Raw genomic sequence first — 17,348 nt, forward strand, 5'->3', positions numbered from 1 at the left:
CTAAAGCCCTAAACGCACCCCCCCCCCGCGATTGGAGGCAACATTACGCAAGCCGCGCAACCACTTTGTGAAACGTGACATATCCTTCTTCTCCCTGTATCAATGGAAATTTCCGCATGGCAAACCACCCCTATGCGGAACACACTATAAACACGCAAAACTGTAACACGAGCGGTACTCGAGTATCGGATTTTTGCCTAATTAATAAAACATAATTTTATTTTTCAAACGTTTAATACGACTTTCTGAATTTTTATATTCAGACAATAATCATTGATTTGCAAAATATCGGCAACACCACTTTCCAAACCATCTATTTCACCCCGGACGCTTTGCATTGCAACACTTCAGCCATTCACGCCGTATCCGCCCATTCACCGCCCCACCATCCGAATGTCTTCCGCCAACCTATCTATGTATAACGTTTTAAGAAAAATCCCAAATTTTTTTCAAAAAAATTCCCTGACAAAATAATTAGACACGCCGAACACCCAAAAACAGTCGAGCAATAAAACCCGTTTTATGGGCCAGGGGTCACCATATAAGCCGACGAAGCACATTTAAGGTCTGAGCTCAAATTCTGGTGCAATCGTCACCGACGCGTAGTATGGCAATTATTCGGTTGCGGCGCCGAAAGTCGAAATCTGTTAATAGTCAAGAGAAAGGCTGAAAGCATGATGGTGGAAGAGCATATATCCAACATATCAAAATCACTCGCAGCACAGAATCTTGATATTCGAGAGCTTTAGAATTCATAATTTTACGAATACAATAACCAGTGGTAGCAATATAAATATTGGAAGCGGACAGGATAATGACAAAAACCGTCACAACGGTACGACGCATGAAGGCATATACGCCACCGGCCAATGGTAAAGCACGAAATGCTGACGACGCGAAATGGATGTCGCTACGCGCATCGGCGTTGAACAGGCCGGGCAGAAAGAAAATTGCCGACTGATGCCGGCAGATTCACCATCATAAAAGGGCATGAGCTATCTAGAAAAGATCGCAATGCCCTTCTTCAGAGTTATAGGCCAAGTCGCGTGTCTGACGGTTGGGTTATTTGTCAGAATGTGGGCTTTTGAAGATATCGGTCATACAAGGATGTACGCGTCCGATCAAGGAAGCGAAGATGGCTGACTAGCTCGCCAGCAATAGCCCACGGCAGCTCACACGGCAAAACACACCAAAGCCGCCTTCTCAATCCGCGTTTCGTAGCTTCTCTTTGACGGCCTCTTAATCCCCCAGCTGTTCCAACGCCCAAGCAAATCGCGTTTCCATCGCTTTGATGGAAGCATGGTCGAGGCCCCGAATTCGCGCCCGCCCGATGGCCTGTTTGAGCGCCGAACGCAACGACGACTCGTAACTTTTGGCCTCCGGATGACTGACGCCGAACAAACCCAACGCTTTATCAGTCACCAACGCCGCGATGTCCACATGCGGGTCTCCGAACAGCGAAAGTTCATGGAGATTGTCATCCTCGCCATAGTAAGGCTCAGGATTAAGATCGAAAGCCGGAGACAATTGCCATCCGTTGCCCACACGCAGGAAACCATGGTTACGCAGATGGTCGTCTCGGTTGCCGATGGCCGCGCCGAATAACGCCCGTCGCCACAATTCATGGGTATCGGCCCCGACGGCCCGTGCGAATTCCACCAAGTCCTCCCAGTCGCCGCCCTCTCCGTCCACGGCTTGCAAGGCAGTCAACGCCGAAACATAAGGGATTCGCACCAAGTGCTCAGGCGTGCCTTCGCCGGCACGATCGAAACGTTTCGTCAGCAGCACCGTCCGTTGTCTCCGGGCAGCGTCCTTAATTTTGACAACCTGATGCTCGGGCACATCAATCCCCGCCATTTCGGCAATCTCAAGCGTCACCGCCTCCCAACCAATGATGTCCCAATTCTCGCAGTCAGGCTTGGGAAACTTGGCCATCCATAAGGCGTTGCGGTCAGACACCGACGCTTTGGGCCGCGCACCACCCAACGAACCCGTGGCTTGGTAAAGACGCCGCAACGAGGCGTCATCAACGTCCTGGTTGTTCTGCACCGCGTCTGCCGTGTCCAGCAAATCCGGCAAATTGGCCTGAACGGGAACGCCCTCATTACCTGCCAACGGCTTACCGTCACTGAAAAACCTCAGTGCTCCCTGCCTTGTGACATCGTTGACGCCGAGGAGATATTCCGATTCAGGAAGATTACGGCCCTTGCGGTTACGGTCGATAATCCTTCTACCCCAACGATCGGGAGCGGCATCAGAGAACTGCCCAAGCTTATCGAACGAAAACGACCGTGTCGCGAATGGCAGGAAAGGCGTGAGCTCGAACGCCCTCGGATCACGTATATATTCATCGGCATACAGAAAAGTGGACGTGTTCCCTTGGAAATACAATGTGCCGGCCACAAGTTCCTGGCCGTCACCAAGTCCTGTGCGAACTTCAACCTGCCGCTCGCTCATACGCAACCACTTCCTTCATCACGCATCACACCAATCGTACCGAAACGCCCAAGACTAAGCCACCACCCCTCAACGCACGCGCTTGGGCAGATTCTCAGTTGCTCGGACAATGCCCAGAGTGTGCGAATACGGATCCGTTGACTTCACCATGTAATCGGCCAGCTGGAGGATTCGGGCGATGGCCAGCAGCGCATCGGAACCAACGGCCTTGCCGTGTTCGAGGTTCGCCACCGTGCTCTGGCTGACTCCGGCACGCTGGGCCACATCGGCGACCCGCAACTTCAGCAGCTTGCGCTGGGTCGCGAACTGCCTGCCCAACGTCCTTAAGTCTCGCCTCGCAGTAACCGGCACATATTTCATGATATCTAAACCTTTAAGAACTGAAATTTCAATGCTTAACTTAAGTATAACATGAAATATCAGTGGTTATTGGTCATCATCTGGCGACAATCCTGACGAATATTACTTTTGCATCAGATGTTCATCTGATCCAACTCGTCGCGCAAAGCGTTGAATGCTTCGATCTTCGCTTGCCGCTGTACCTTGCGCATTTGAAGGACGTCGCTGGTCTTGAAACGCTGTTGTTTGCCGGACGGAGACGGGCAGGAATCAATATGCTGCTCCTTGGCTCTCTTCAAAAACGTGGGGCGCGAAATACCTAACATCTCCGCAGCAGTACTGGCTGACACCTCTTCCGGAGTCGTTTCAATAGAAATGACACTGCCATCACCAAGCGCACTGAAAAGGCTGACTAACAACCGCGAAAGATTATCCGGCAAATCGATTCGAGTGTCACCCTCCATCAGCGCCAAAGAAGAACGCACATCGCCGATTGATTCCAAAGTCTCCCGTGCCGCCTGACGCACCTCTTTGGTACCGACGAAAACATTAGTTCTGTCTTTTTGCGTTAGAATTTCCATCGCCATACCACTTTCTATTTGTAATTAGGTATCGGTGATTACAAAAAATACTGTAACGTAATAAAGAAAAAAGTGCAAATATTTTTCGGCGTTTCCGTTTGCTTCAAACCAGAGACGAATGCCTGGAAGCGCCACTCAATTCACTCCACACGCAGACTTTATCGGCGGCGGAGCTGACGTATGCCCGTCCCCAAAACAGCAATCTCGACTCACTCGGATTGCTTGCGACGAGCCAGGAACCAGCCCAAAACGGCCAGGGGCACGGCAGCAAAGGTGGTGGCGATGGGCAGGAGCAGGCCGACGTGCGGGCTCGAGACGTCCAGCACCATGCCGGCAAGCGACGAGCCGAACGAAGTGCCGACCGAACCGGCAGTCGTCACCCATGAAAGGCCTTCGGTGAGCGAGCTAGGCGGGACGATGTCTTTGACAATGAGGTTGCCGGTGGCGAAAAGCGGCGAGACGCATAGGCCGGAAAGCACGGAAGCGACTCCGAGCAGAATCAGGTTGTCCATCACCAAGCGGCAGAACACATAACCGATGGTCAGTAAGGTGAGGAAAACCACCATGTGCTGCCAGTTGGAGCCTTTCGGTTTCTTCGAGCCAAAAATGAAGGCACCTATGCAGGAGCCGACGGCAAACATCGCCAGCTGCAGGCCGAGCAGCTGCTCGCGGCCGATGGCCTTCATCATCGCGGTGACGGAAACATCGAACTCGTTGAAGCTCATGTTGAAGACGACGAAAACGACCAGAAGCGGGATAATGCCGGCGTATAGCAGCACGCTCTTTGGTTTGGCCGCATGGGTGTGCAGCTGGCGCAGGCTCACGCCGTCCTCGTCAAGCCGGTAGCCGGCGGTGCCACCAAGGTTTTCGGAAGCGGCCTTCACATCCTCGTCGCTCGGCGAGGCGGCAACAACGGACACGGTTTCGATGACGGGAGGCTGAGTGTCTTTCAGCGAGAAGAAGACCGCTCCCCCGATGGCGCAGGCAACTGTCGGCACAAAAAGCTGGGAGACAGGACTCACCGAAGTCGCGAGGAACGCAGCGAGAATCGGGCCCAAGATAAAGACCATCTCGTCAATTCCGGCTTCGAGCGCATAGGCCGTGTCGAGCAGGTCGGCATCTTTCGGATCGCGCAGCGCATAGGCCCAGCGGGTACGCACCAATGCTCCGAATGAGAATTGCGTTAAGCCCATCAAAATCGCGAGAACAAACAAGACGGCAATGGGAACGCGAGCCCACGCGGCGAGGGCGAAAACGAGCATAAAGACCACGGAAAGCCCCAAGGCCACCCAACCGATCTTGTGCTGGCCGAAACGGTCAAACAGGCGGGCGTATAGCGGCGTGACGGCTGCGACGGCCAGAATATAGACGGCGCTCATCGTGCCGGCGACCGTCCAATTGTTATACATATGGTTCAGCGCCAGCACGATGCCAAGGCTCATCATCGAAATCGGGAGACGCGCGACCGCCCCGGAAATACAGAACGCCTTGGAACCGGGAATGGCGAAAAGCCGCCCGTAAGGTGACTTATGACGCTGGCTCGGCACACTACGACCTGCATTGTTCACTACCCATCAATCCTTTCCGATAAGACGCGATGATAATGGCAGCATCAAAATTGCATGATTCAATGCCGAAAACCGTCGAATCATCGCACACTTGTCAACCACATAATTCGATATTTCCAGTGTATATATCCAGTCTATCCAACCCGCGCGGACGAGAAGCCTGCAGCGTAACCAAGGGAAACATATCGGTTCGCACAACAAAAAGGGACCCATCAAAAACGATGGATCCCTTTTTACGAAGCCCCTGATTCACAGTCATGAATCAATGTATGACAGCATGGAATTATTTTTGAGAAACGGTTGTTTTGACCTTGCCTGGGACGCCGGCGTAAATGTACATCTTGTTCGGGGCCATCTGCTGGTCGCGGCCGTCGTCGGGGTGACGCTGCTCCTCGCGCTCGGCAATACGCTTCATGCCGTGACGGTCGTAGAAGGTGACATCGCAATCTGAATCTGTATGCAGATAGAACATCGGCTCATGGAAACGTTCGAAATATTCCATCGTGCGCTTCCACAGCTCGCCGCCGACGCCCTGGCCGCGGGAAGCCGAGGACACCAGGAAAAGTTCGACTTCGGCGGGCGCCTTGTCGTTGATGCCGGTCTGGCGCTCCATGCGCCGTTCGATCTCGAAACCAAGCTCGAGGTCCGCGAGCGCCTTGTGACCGGCCGGGGTGGAGTTAAGCCGTTCGTCGATTTTCGCCATCTCCTCGGCCACGTTGCCGAACATCACCGGCTGGCCGACGACGCGCGAAAGGACGACGCCCATGAACTCACCGTTTTTATGGGCGATCTCACCGCGCGTGGCAGGCTCAATGTAATGCAACACGAAATGATAGGAAAGCAACATCGAAAGCTTCTTGTCGTTGCCAAGAGGCGCGTAATTGCCCCACGTCTCATCGAACTGTCGGGTGATGGCCTCGACATCGCTCCAGATCATCGGGGAATAGACCACTCCGATTCCGGCATCACCTTTCGCAACATTTTCCATACGTTCGCATCCCTTCATAGTTGTTTGCCCTACGCCGCCTGCCGGCCCCTACCGACACAGCGATTCGTCTTCCGGCCAGAAACTCCAGCCGAAAGCCCAGTCAAAAGTCAAAACCACTACATCATACCCATAGTCCATTACGCTACAAGCCATACACGCGCTATCGGCGGCATTTGAAGCCTGTTGTTAGACAAACAACGTGTAATATACTACCAATAGATATACATTAATTGCATAAATGTCTAGTCCTCGTCACTGACCACAGGAATTCCCGCGTTCAGTTCCTTCAAAATCTCCGGCTTGGATTTAGGCTGCGCTTCTACCCCCCGAAGTTCCTCGCTGGCGACGCTAACATAATACAAAGTGGCGTCGATACTGTCGAGCGGAATGTTCTTCATTTGCGCAAACATCAGCCGGTACATGTCGAGCTGGGCCAGTTTCTGGTCGACATCCTCCTGCTTTGTCGGCTTTTTGCCTGTCTTCCAATCGACTATCGTGAAACGTTTGCCAGAGTCGCTTTCATCAAGCCCTCCATAGAACACCGCGTCAAGCTTGCCATTGACAATGCGATTCTGAAGTTCGGGAACGGCGACGACAATCTGCTCTTCGGCGGCATATGGACGGCGGTTTGCCCAGCGTCCGTCGACCAGCCGGCGCTGCCAGGTCAGAATCTTACGGTCCGTGGCGGTTTGGCTGGCTTCTGGGTGCTGCTCGGCTTCAACGAGACCGGCGATCAGCGAGGCTCGGGTCTCGGCCTGGCTGCCCTCGGCTATCGACGAAACGCCATCATCTGTAGGCATATCGGCAACCTCATCAGCACCGAACGCATTTACGAAACGCTCGGCCCAAGCGTGGAAACGGGTGCCGGCCTCGGCGGCGGGCGAAGCCACGCGAGGGATCGGACGCACAAGGGCGCGCCAGTAATTCTCGCTTTCCCGCTTGCTCATGTTGCCTGCGCTGGCCTGCAACGAGGTGACGTTCTGGCGTCTGCTGGCAAGAATCCGCTCACCGCGACGACGCACTTCGACATCAAGGGCATTGGTGCTTTCAGCTCCAGCGCTCGAACCGTTTGCGCGAGAGTTGCCGGAATTTTTGTCGGCCTTGTCGAAGGTGTCATCGTAGGTGTTGCCGTTTTGCTTGATTTCCATCGATGGCATCAAATCGTTATCAGCCAACAGCATCTGTGTACGTTTCGCCAACGATTGACCTTCCGGCAGCTCGGCGGCTATACGGTCGACGGCTTGCCCGACAGCATCGTTTTCGCCTCCCTTTAAAGCTTGGGTTTCGCGACCGCCCGCGATATCATTGCCGCTTTGAGCTTTGCTCTCCTCAGCCTCAGAGACGAGGCGCTCGTGCATCTGCTTGGTCAGCACGGCCGAGCGACGCAACCGACGCGCCATTGTCTCGCTCATCGAAGCGGGCCACGGCAGCGTTTCGTCTTCCCGCTGGCTTTCGCTTTCATCAAGAGGTGTTTGCCATGCTTCCTCGACGATGGCACGCTCGTATTCTTCGGCGTGCGATCCGACGAAAAGGCCGTCCGGTTTCGAGGCGTTCAGTTCTGACAATGTCTGTGGAACCGACGGATTGGAGGCCGTAGCATTTTCGGTGTTTGTATCACTAGCGCTATCGACGATTCCCGCAACCGCTGAATTATCGCTTTGTGATATACCTTCGATAGCCACAGCCCTGGTGTTGAGATTCGTCTGAGCTTCATCGGAATCGTTGCCATCAGCATCGGCCTCAACCACGACCACATCATCCCTATACGCCAAAGCGTCGTGCACCTCGGTAAAGAAATTCGACGGCTTGGAATCGTGGCCCGTACCCGCAGCCTTGGGGTCGCGCGAAAGTTCGGCGTGACGGCTATAGGTCATCAGCACTTCTTCACGGGCGCGCGTCAACGCGACGTAGGCGAGCCGGCGTTCATCGGCGTGCAACCTGCGGCCGTATTCCTCCTGCTGGGAAAGATACGTAGCCTCGGCTCCGTCACCAGATATGGAAACCCCATCAGTATCGATGCTTTCACCGTCGCCCCCGTCGATGGCGTCGAAAGTGCGCATCAGACCTTCGGACTCATTCGTCACCGTTTCCACGCTGGAAAGTTCCTGCAAAGCGGCAAGTGGATCTTCACCTACCCCGGCATCGTGCGGGAATCGCGGCAAAATATCGGCGTCGGCACGTACCGGCACGGGCACGGCTGCCGGGTTGTCAAGCCAGGTGTTGGCCGTTTCATGATATTGCGGCGATTGCCAGACACCGTCCCGCAATCCGCCGATATGATCCTCGTCCAATTCGACCTTGAGCCTGTCGCCCTGGTTGGAGGGGAAACTCGTGGCTTTCATGCCGACGATGGCCACGGAATCCCATTCGAGGCCTTTCGACTGGTGGATGGTCATCAGCACCACGTCCACCGGATCGCTCGGGACGGACGCCATTTCGTCGGGAATGCTGCTCAGCGAATCCACCCAGGAGATGAACCCGCGCAACGTGGGCGTGGCGCCTTCCGTGATTTCCTGCGTATAGGTGTTGACCAGGTCCACTAGCGCGTTCATCGGCGAGCGCGCCAACGCCGGTTCGACGGGCCTGCCGGACTCCTGCAGCGCAAGCGAAACGACCGTATCGATATCGAGACCGAGTGCTTCTATCGCTGTTTCGATGACTTCGGTAAGCGAATGGTTCACGACGGCGTTGACCTGCCGCAAGACCTGCGAGACGTGGCGGATGGCCGCAAGCCCGGGAGCGCTGAAAAGCGAGGCGACACGGGGCGAATCCAGCGAAGATTCGAGCTTGTCGTCCATCAGAACATCGGCAAGGAAGACCATGTTGGGCACCTGGTCGCGGTGCTCGGCGACCAGTTTCGGCTGCTCGCTCGGCTTGGCATCAGCCGGAACAAGACCGGCTTCGGCCAGCGCACGGAAGCGGTATTCGTCGTTGCGGCGACTGGCCAGCTTGGCCAACGCGCTCAAATCGTTGCTACCCAAGCCGAAGCGTGGCGTGGCCAGAAGCCGCATCAGAGCGCCGGAATCGGCATGATCGGCGACAACGTGAAGCAAGGCCAGCACGTCGCGGATTTCAGGTCGGTCCAGCAGCGCCGAATATCCTACGGTCAGCGTCGTCAATCCCGCTTTTTGCAGGCCCTCGGCGAATTGGGGCATGTTCTGCTTGCCTCGGAAGAGAACGGCGACGTGCGGACGGACGTCTTTTTGGCTCGGGTCAATCGGGGTATGCCGTGCGATGGAGGTCTTGGCGAAACGCGCGACCGCATCGATTTCCTGACCGAGCGTGTCGAAACCGAGCACGCCAAGCGTACCTTCCTTGGCATCCTCAATCGTCGTCAGCGCCGGCACCGGGACCTCACGCATCGGCGAGCTTGAGGGAATGCGGTCTGGGGTGCGCAACGGTTGGGTCAGGTCGTTGGCGGCTTCAAGGACCACGCGGGAATTGCGCCGGGTGACGCTCAGCGAATAGGGTCTGTCGGTTTCGTTCATGCCGAAATCACGCTGGAACATGCGGAACGCGCCCGGGCTTGCACCGCGCCAAGCGTAAATGGACTGGAAGGGGTCGCCCACGGCGTTGACCGCGGAACTGTCTGATACCGGGTTTTGGCTGCGAGAATGCGTCGAGGGGACGCTTCCCGACGAACCCGAATCGCCCATCGTTTCCAGCTGAGAATCATCAGGATGGAACAATGCGGCAATGAGCGCGGCTTGGGTGGTGGATGTGTCCTGGTATTCGTCGAGCAGGACGTGCGTATAGCGATGGCGAAGCCGCTCCCCGATTGATGGAAAACGGGTAATCAAGGCGTAGGCGGCCACGGTGAAATCGTTGAATTCGGCCATATTGAGCTGTTGCTTGCGTTCATGATAACGCTTGACCAAAGTCAGCAGGATCTCGCGTTTTTGAGCGACGTCACGCAGCTCTGCGCTGCGATAGACGGCCAGCTGATGGCACGCTTCATGGTATTCGGCGATGCGGCCTACGAACTGCTCATCGGTGTCCTTTTTCCTGCGCTTCGGCGGTTTGGCTTTCGGTTCATCTTCAGGCACCGTTTCGTCGCCGATGGCGGCATTCATCTGCGCGATGAACGCCTGATCCCATTCACGGATACGCGCAATGGCCTCGGGCACGCTGGCACAATGCTCACCGATCATTGAGCCGCTGATGGCGTTGGAAAGGCTCAGGACTTTCGAAACAATATCCGAAAAACTCCCAAAGCCCTGCCCGCGTAGAATGTCCATGTTTTCGTCGATAACGGTGACGGCAAGCTGATGGGCCCCGGCCTCGCTCAACGGCTGAGTGTTCTGGTCGAAGCCAACCAAGAGGCCGTACTGACGCACGATGGATTGGAAGAAGGCATCGTAAGTGGAGACCTGCGGCTTGAGGAAAACATTGGGACGATGCGGGTTACCGGCGGCATTCGTGCCAGCAGTATTCGCATCGGCTTCGGCCATTCGGGCGTTTTCAGCCACCGCGCTCGACACACGGCTTAAGAGCTCGGAAGCGGCTTTGCGCGTGAACGTCAAACCGAGGATTTTCTCGGGCGGCACGCCGACCTTGATCAGGTTGATGATGCGACGGGTCATGGTGTAGGTCTTGCCGGACCCGGCACCGGCGACCACCAGCACGTCCGCGTCTTCAGGCGCGTTGATGACGGCAGCCTGCTCGGGACTGTCGGTCGGAGCCTGATACGCGACGCCGGAATCGTGAGCCGATTTGCGGATTGATGCCTGCGTTGGTATCGGGGATTTTACAGAGTTCCCGTCAACGTTACCGGCCTTGTTTCCGCTTTCGACCTCATTACCGCCGCGGTTATTACTATCCGATAATCCCATGCCGACGCGCACGCCGTCGATGCCATTGAATCGGGACAATTTATCGTCGTTCGTCATTTCAGCCCCTCCTGACTTCGTAGACCGTGTCCACCTCGCCGGCGCAGGCCGGGCATACCGTTTTCATCCGGCACCACGCCACATGATCGGGTTGCGGTCGGGCGACCAAAACGCTGGAACGCGAGGCTGCTGCGGCATAGAAGATACGCGAAATCATGGTCAGCGCCCACACCGCCTGGGTGCCACGCAACGAAAGGAACTGCTGCCAGGCATGAGCGCTCACGCCCTTCGGCGCTTCAGCTGGCAGATCAGGCAAATCAGCGAGTTTTTGCAGATTGGAATAGTGGCTGCGAGGTGTGAAACCGCTGCTGTTCAACGCGCCGGCATGGAAAAGTGACGGCTGGAAAAGCGTTTCCGCAGCCCCATAGCTTTGCCCGGGTGCCGTTGCGGAATCGACATCGAACAGCGAGCTTTGAGCAATGTCGGGCATGGCTTTGAGCGCCTCAACACCATGCAATCCAGCGTTCGGCAGAACTGCCGAAGTACCGCTACCGTTATCGTTCTCATCTGGCCGTTTTGCCTCGGGGAAGGCGAGACCGAGCTGATAGCAGACCAACTGCAAATCGTTGAACATCTGCTTGCCGTTGTGCGCATGCCCGGTTTTCCAATCAATCAGGCGCACGTGCTGCTTGCCATCCCCCAGATCCCGCCATTCCATGCGGTCGATACGTCCGGTCAAACGTATCTGCAAATCAGGGCTCATACCTTCCGGCCAGCCGCCATTGAGCTCGCCCATGATGCCGGCAAGGTCGTCAGCACCAATTGGGTCTATGCCTTCGATGGCGTTATAGGCCGCGCGAATATCGTCGAGACTAAATCTTGCGGCGAACTCGTACTCGCTATCCGCATGCTGCAGACGTCCCACGGCAAAGTTCTTGAGATTTCCATACGGATAATCTTTATCGCTTGAAGTTACGAAATAGGTCGCGATATCGGTAAGCGTCTGCTGCGCGCCTTCATCCTTGCTTTCCGCACGATAGCGCTGCTCGGGGTCGTCGATGGCATCAGGGTCATCGGCAAGCTCGTGGTACATCTCCATCATCTGAGCGGCGATTGCTGCTATACGCTCGTCTTCGGAACTGCCCGCCATGAAATCAGGGGTATCCAAGCCCGCCTCGCTGGCAAGTTGTGCGACCTTGTGAATCAGCGTTCCAAAACTGGTCGCGGCATTTGACGGACGCGGGCCGGCGAACTGGTTTTCCAGCATCCAGCAGACCGGGCAAGCCCAGATGCGGTCGACCTGCGATGGCGAAAGCGTCACCGTTGGAGCTGAAGACGACGATTCAGAAACATCTACATTCTGCACAGTCTCAGGTTGGGCACTGACACTACTACCGTTCGGCACACCGAAAGTATACGGCCAACTATCGGGATCGGCTGCCTCGAGTCCTGCATCGTCAAGCAGCGCCAGCGACACAGCAGCGTCGCGAACACGCGCGGAAGACGCGGCATCAAGTCCAGCGGCCGAATGTGAGGAATCGTTTTCAATGCCGGCAACGCCGCCTGCCATATCCGTATTCTTGCCAATCTCGACGCCGCCAACGCCAGCCGTATCCGTATTCTTATCGGCCTCACCGCCAGTAGCTCGAGTGACTTTATCCATTCCACTTCCGCTGCTATCAGCTTGACGCATCAGCTCGATACGCGAAGCCGTCACGAGCCCGCGCGGGTCGGCGTCAAGGCCAACAAAACGGCCGGAATCCGCCAATTGCGTGTAATCACGGGTCTGAAGGCCGGCGTCGCGTAGGCGGTCGAAGCGCTCTGGAACGTAGGTATAAAGAAAATCGGACGGCACGGTGTCATCGCTCAGCACAGCACTCAACGTCACCTGTTCGCTCGCCCTCGTCAGAGCCACCAGGAAGCTTTTCTGCTCGGCCGAAAGCACCTGAGCGAGTTCCGGATCTCCCCCAGTCATCCCCGATTCGTGCTCGTCGCGCATCCCATTATGCAATACGATATCGGCAAGGTTTTCGCCACCGAACATGGTGTTGCGAGCCGCTAGATTCGGCCAGACATCCTGCTGAATCTCAGTAATGAACACAAAACGCCAATGACCGCCTGCGGCGCCGGCAGGGGTGGTCAACGTGACCGCCTCATCGATAGGCGCAACTTTCGCCAGCGAATCTGCTTCAATGCGCATCGAACGCACGCTGGCAATGAAATCCTCGACACTCTGCTTCGCGCCAGAACCCGAAGCGTAGGCAAAAAGCCGCATCATCACGTCGAGCCGATCGTTGGCGGCACGGCCATCAGCATTGTTCGCGAGCGCCTGAACCTGCCAGACGTTGGCCACATGGCACGCGTCCCATGCCACGGAAAGCGCATACTGCGGTTCCCGGCTCGGCAAAGCCGCCATTCCCTGCTCGACCTTCGCCACCAAATCCCAGACGTGCGCGAAGGCTCTCGCTGAGGCATCGCCACCGACGTTCGAAATCAGCTCCACTACCTCGTCAGCGCCCGCATTCTCAGCTTCATCGTCGTTGAACGCTAGCAGGATATACATGGCATCAAGGCCGAAAGGCATCGAATTTTCATCTTTTTGATTTGCGCCACCGACAAGCGTCTCGTCCACCTCAACGCTGGATGCCGGGCGACGTGCGATCACTTGCTGCCGCCAAGCCTGCCAAGCGGCATCGATTTTCGGCAAATTCGCCACAACGTTAGAAGCATCCGAATTGCCCTGATTGCTCGCGGTGTCGGTATTGTCAACTTGATCGATATTGCTTGATTTATCCGCCTTGTCCGGTTTATCCGTTTTCGTTATTCCGCCTGTATTATCGGCCTTGACCACATTGTCTGTTCCATTTTCGGCAACCTGCGCAAGCGACGCGATGGCCTTCATCACCGATTCCACAGGCGCCAGGCGCGCCGGCGAAGACGGGCCATAAGAGGTCGAAGACGAACGCAGGCTCACCAACGGACTTTCCAGCACGGCCTGCACACGACCACGTACATACTTTGCCGTTTCAGGCAACGACATGTTGGAAGCGTCGACGCCATCGTGACGCAGTTTCGCCAGCTCCAACAACGCAAACAGCCCCTGCACGCTCGGGTCGTCCTTCAATGGCTTGGTGACCGCGGAGTAACGCACCGGCACACCGTCACTGCGCAACCGTTCGCCGAACGCACGCACCGTGTCGTTGTCGTGGGCGATCACCGCCATATCGTTCCAATCGCGGCCGGCGCCAAGATGCGCCTCTTTGATGCGCCAGACCACGTCGTCCAGTTCTTCGCGTGAAGTACGGTACAGCGCGGTTTTGACGCTGCCATCCTTCAGTTTGGAATCGTTGGCATCGAGCGGTGCAATAGGAAGGCTTGCAGTCAAACGCGGCAATTTCCCCGGCCTATCCGGCAACGCTACGGAAGTATCCTCGTTCGCGGCAATAGACAACGAGACGCGCGAAGCCAGCAGATCGAGATACGAAATCGAAGCAGAAGAACCATTTTCAGGACTCGCTTCGGCATTATTCTCGTTGTCAATCGCCTCAGAAACTTCAGTTTCAGCGATTTTGTCTTTATCCATCGGATTGCGGCCAAGTTTCGCCCCAGCGTCGATGCCGCCAGAAACGCTTGTAACTTTGCGAATCTGGCGCGCAGGCAACGTCACCAGCTCGGCGGAAAGCGGAGGCTGCTGCGCACGCGTGAACAGATATTCCGGATAGGAACCGCGGAAGGTCTGAACGGCCTCGTCAGGATTGCCGACCAGCAGCAGCTTCACACCGCGTCGAGCCAGCGCCTCGAGAAACGACAAACCAGCCAAAGTCAGATCCTGAAAATCATCAACGACCACAAACTTCGGCAACGTTTCGTCAGCCACCTGTGCGGCGGCCTGTGCCCCTTCTACGAGCAAACGCGAAGAATCCAGCCGGAACTCCCCCGGATAGGCGTCAATCGTGGCCTGCGCATACTCACGCCGCAACGCGAACGCAAGTCTCCACTGAACGCCAAGCCGCTCGATTCGCAGACTGTATCCCTCGCCGGAGTCCTGCGAATCGGCAAGCATTTGGAGTACCTCACCCTCACGCTCGGAACCCAGCCCCAGCTCGTCCATGCGCGCCAGCATGTCACGTAATTGCATTACAAAAGCGTCGTTAATTCCACGAGCAAACAGCACGTCGCTGGAACCGATGCCTTTCGAGGTTGAACGAGGCTGGATCCCAGAAGTCGGATGGACCTGACCATCAACACTCGAAACGTTCTCGGCATGTTGACCCGACATGGGCACGCGTGCCCCGTCATCCACGCCACGCGATCTGCCACCCGTTTCGCTCCCGTCATCGCCATAAACGGTATTCACCCAGTCATCGGCGGCGAAATACTGGCGCATCAGCTCGCAGGTATCGCACAACTCCCCACTACGGGCGTGCCCGACGTGCACCGCGACCACCTGACGCAACAGCGCATCCTGCTCCGCTCCGTTCAACAGTTTCGGCAACGGTTCCTGCTTGCTTTCACGAACTTGAGAAAGCAGTCGAAACGCAATCGCCGAAAGCGTGGTCACCGGCCGAGCACTGGAAACGGAGCCGACGGCACGAATGATCCGGTCAGAAAGCTTATCGGCTACTTGCCGCCCCGAAACCGCCATAAAAACCTTGGAATCACCGAATCGCGAAATCCCCTCAAGCGTCGCCGCCAGCGCGAACTCGGTCTTCCCGGAGCTTGGCGCCCCTGCCACCAGTAGTGCACGGGAAACCGTCTCGGAACCATCAACCAGCATCGCTTTCACCGCGTCCATTGCGGCATTATCGTTGAAATCCAAGGCATCATTCCCACTCATAACCATTCTTTCAGTCTAAAGGCCGGTGTGGTCGCTCCCCAGAAATTCACCAGCAGACATATTAAACCGCCAACCAAAATCGACGCCGACCCAGCTGGTTTCAAAGACGAGAAAACCTTCACGCACCCGACAGAGGCCACTTACCCTTGCTGCATTCCTGCCCTGGGGGGTTTGGGTGACATAACGCCACGTGAAGGCTTAACCAGTATACCCCATGCCCGGACTGTGCGTCGGAGCCTTGCCAAGGCAAAATAATCGTGAACGAAAATCCTCAATGCCCAAGGCAGCCGACAAATTCAAGAAAACAAGAAAATCGAGTTCCCTATACTCGAAAAAATTTATCACTTCAGCAAACGGACACTGCAGAGAGAACGGGAGGTAACAACAACCCGGCGAGTACTATGGAAACAACAATCACCGCAGACATGTACAAACGCGTGCAGCGAGTAACGACGTGACGAACGACAAGAAAAGGAACGGTAATGGCCAACGACGAAAACAAGAATCTACCCGATCTTTTCGTGGTGGGTGCGGGGCTCTTTGGACTTACGATCGCACAGCAGGCGGCGGAGAACGGACACACTGTCGAAATCATCGACATCCGGCCGCATATCGGCGGCAACGCCTACTCCTATATGGACAAGGAAACCGGCGCGGAAATCCACCAGTACGGCGCGCATCTTTTCCACACCTCAAATAAGCGCGTGTGGGACTATGTCAACCGCTTCACCGAATTCACCGACTATCAGCACCGCGTCTACGCCACACACGACGGCGAGGTCTACCCCATGCCGATCAATCTGGGGACCATCAACCAGTTCTTCCATTCGCATTACACGCCGGCTCAGGCGCAGGAGCTCATCAAGGAGCAGGCGGGCGAGCTGGCAGGCACCAACCCGAGCAATCTGAACGACAAGGGCATCCAGCTCATCGGCCGGCCGCTCTACGAGGCGTTCATCAAGAACTACACCGGCAAGCAGTGGCAGACCGATCCGGCCGAGCTGCCGGCCTCGATCATCAAGCGCCTTCCGGTGCGTTTCACCTACGACAACCACTATTTCAAGGACACCTGGGAGGGCCTGCCCAAGGACGGCTACACCGCGTGGATGCAGCGCATGATCGACGACCCGAAGATCCACGTCACCCTGGGCACCGACTTCTTCGACGAAAGCCAGCCGCTCAACAAGAAGGCGCTGCTCGGCCGCGTGCCGATCGTCTACACCGGTCCGGTCGATAAGTACTTCGACTATTCGCTCGGCGACCTCAAGTGGCGCACCGTCGACTTCAAGGAGCAGCGCTACGACGAGGGCGACCATTTCGGCTGCCCGGTGATGAATTTCGTGGACGCCGACGTGCCTTATACCCGCGCCATCGAGTTCAAGAACTTCAACCCAGAGCGCCGCGAGCAGCAGAACCCAGACAAGACCGTGGTCTGGGAGGAATACAGCCGCTCGGCCGGACGCGACGACGAACCCTACTACCCCATCAACACCCTCGCCGACCAGAAGCTCTACCAGCAGTACAAGGATCTCGCGGCCAAGGAACCGCAGGTCGTGTTCGGCGGCCGCCTCGGCACCTATGCCTACTACGACATGCACCAGGTCATCAACAGCGCCCTCATCGCCTACGAAAAGCAAGTCGGCCCGCTGCTGGGCAAGCAGTAATCAACTCGGCCACAACGCCGTAGCCAAGTCAGAAAAGCAACTGGCCTCCTTTTCCAAGGAGGCCAATGAGATTTTGGATGGGACT

The 17,348-nt window shown here is 56.4% G+C and carries 8 protein-coding genes and 1 other RNA gene; 1 reads left to right on the forward strand and 8 read right to left on the reverse strand.

The genetic code is table 11. From position 1 onward, the window contains the following. Positions 1-1,239: 1,239 nt before the first annotated feature. The 8 genes from OZX62_RS08105 to ffs all read right to left on the reverse strand — a co-directional run bounded on the left by OZX62_RS08105 (position 1,240) and on the right by ffs (position 15,802). A complete protein-coding gene (locus OZX62_RS08105; RefSeq protein WP_277175693.1) occupies positions 1,240-2,457 on the reverse strand; it encodes a type II toxin-antitoxin system HipA family toxin in 1,218 nt (405 codons plus the stop codon). Positions 2,458-2,526: 69 nt separating this feature from the next. After that, the gene (locus OZX62_RS08110; protein ID WP_277175694.1) at positions 2,527-2,817 is read right to left on the reverse strand and encodes a helix-turn-helix transcriptional regulator; all 291 of its coding nucleotides are present in this window, start codon (positions 2,815-2,817) and stop codon (positions 2,527-2,529) included. A gap of 113 nt (positions 2,818-2,930) precedes the next feature. Beyond that, on the reverse strand, positions 2,931-3,383 hold the full coding sequence (locus OZX62_RS08115; RefSeq protein WP_277175695.1) for a hypothetical protein: 453 nt from the start codon (positions 3,381-3,383) through the stop codon (positions 2,931-2,933). A 203-nt stretch (positions 3,384-3,586) separates the two neighbouring features. Beyond that, the gene (locus tag OZX62_RS08120; protein WP_277175696.1) at positions 3,587-4,945 is read right to left on the reverse strand and encodes an MFS transporter; all 1,359 of its coding nucleotides are present in this window, start codon (positions 4,943-4,945) and stop codon (positions 3,587-3,589) included. A 283-nt stretch (positions 4,946-5,228) separates the two neighbouring features. Next, on the reverse strand, positions 5,229-5,933 hold the full coding sequence (locus OZX62_RS08125) for a GNAT family N-acetyltransferase (RefSeq protein WP_277175697.1): 705 nt from the start codon (positions 5,931-5,933) through the stop codon (positions 5,229-5,231). Between the two features lie 242 nt (positions 5,934-6,175). Further along, complete coding sequence (locus OZX62_RS08130; RefSeq protein WP_277175698.1) at positions 6,176-10,822, reverse strand: UvrD-helicase domain-containing protein; 4,647 nt, start codon at positions 10,820-10,822, stop codon at positions 6,176-6,178. Between the two features lies 1 nt (position 10,823). After that, complete coding sequence (locus OZX62_RS08135; RefSeq protein ID WP_277175699.1) at positions 10,824-15,599, reverse strand: PD-(D/E)XK nuclease family protein; 4,776 nt, start codon at positions 15,597-15,599, stop codon at positions 10,824-10,826. Between the two features lie 106 nt (positions 15,600-15,705). After that, positions 15,706-15,802: signal recognition particle sRNA small type (gene ffs, locus OZX62_RS08140), an RNA gene on the reverse strand. A gap of 279 nt (positions 15,803-16,081) precedes the next feature. Between ffs and glf the strand changes: the two genes are divergently transcribed. Beyond that, positions 16,082-17,263, forward strand: a complete 1,182-nt coding sequence (gene glf, locus OZX62_RS08145) for a UDP-galactopyranose mutase (protein ID WP_277175700.1) — start codon at positions 16,082-16,084, stop codon at positions 17,261-17,263. Positions 17,264-17,348 lie beyond the last annotated feature (85 nt).

This window comes from Bifidobacterium sp. ESL0690 (genome assembly GCF_029392315.1).
Taxonomy (GTDB): Bacteria; Actinomycetota; Actinomycetes; order Actinomycetales; family Bifidobacteriaceae; genus Bifidobacterium.

What these genes read in the sequence shown, in the direction of transcription:
- OZX62_RS08115 (WP_277175695.1), bottom strand. Translation starts at nt 3,383, where the DNA reads ATGGCGATGGAAATTCTAACGCAAAAAGACAGAACTAATGTTTTCGTC.
- glf (WP_277175700.1), top strand. Translation starts at nt 16,082, where the DNA reads ATGGCCAACGACGAAAACAAGAATCTACCCGATCTTTTCGTGGTGGGT.
- OZX62_RS08110 (WP_277175694.1), bottom strand. Translation starts at nt 2,817, where the DNA reads ATGAAATATGTGCCGGTTACTGCGAGGCGAGACTTAAGGACGTTGGGC.
- OZX62_RS08125 (WP_277175697.1), bottom strand. Translation starts at nt 5,933, where the DNA reads ATGGAAAATGTTGCGAAAGGTGATGCCGGAATCGGAGTGGTCTATTCC.
- OZX62_RS08105 (WP_277175693.1), bottom strand. Translation starts at nt 2,457, where the DNA reads ATGAGCGAGCGGCAGGTTGAAGTTCGCACAGGACTTGGTGACGGCCAG.
- OZX62_RS08135 (WP_277175699.1), bottom strand. Translation starts at nt 15,599, where the DNA reads ATGAGTGGGAATGATGCCTTGGATTTCAACGATAATGCCGCAATGGAC.
- OZX62_RS08130 (WP_277175698.1), bottom strand. Translation starts at nt 10,822, where the DNA reads ATGACGAACGACGATAAATTGTCCCGATTCAATGGCATCGACGGCGTG.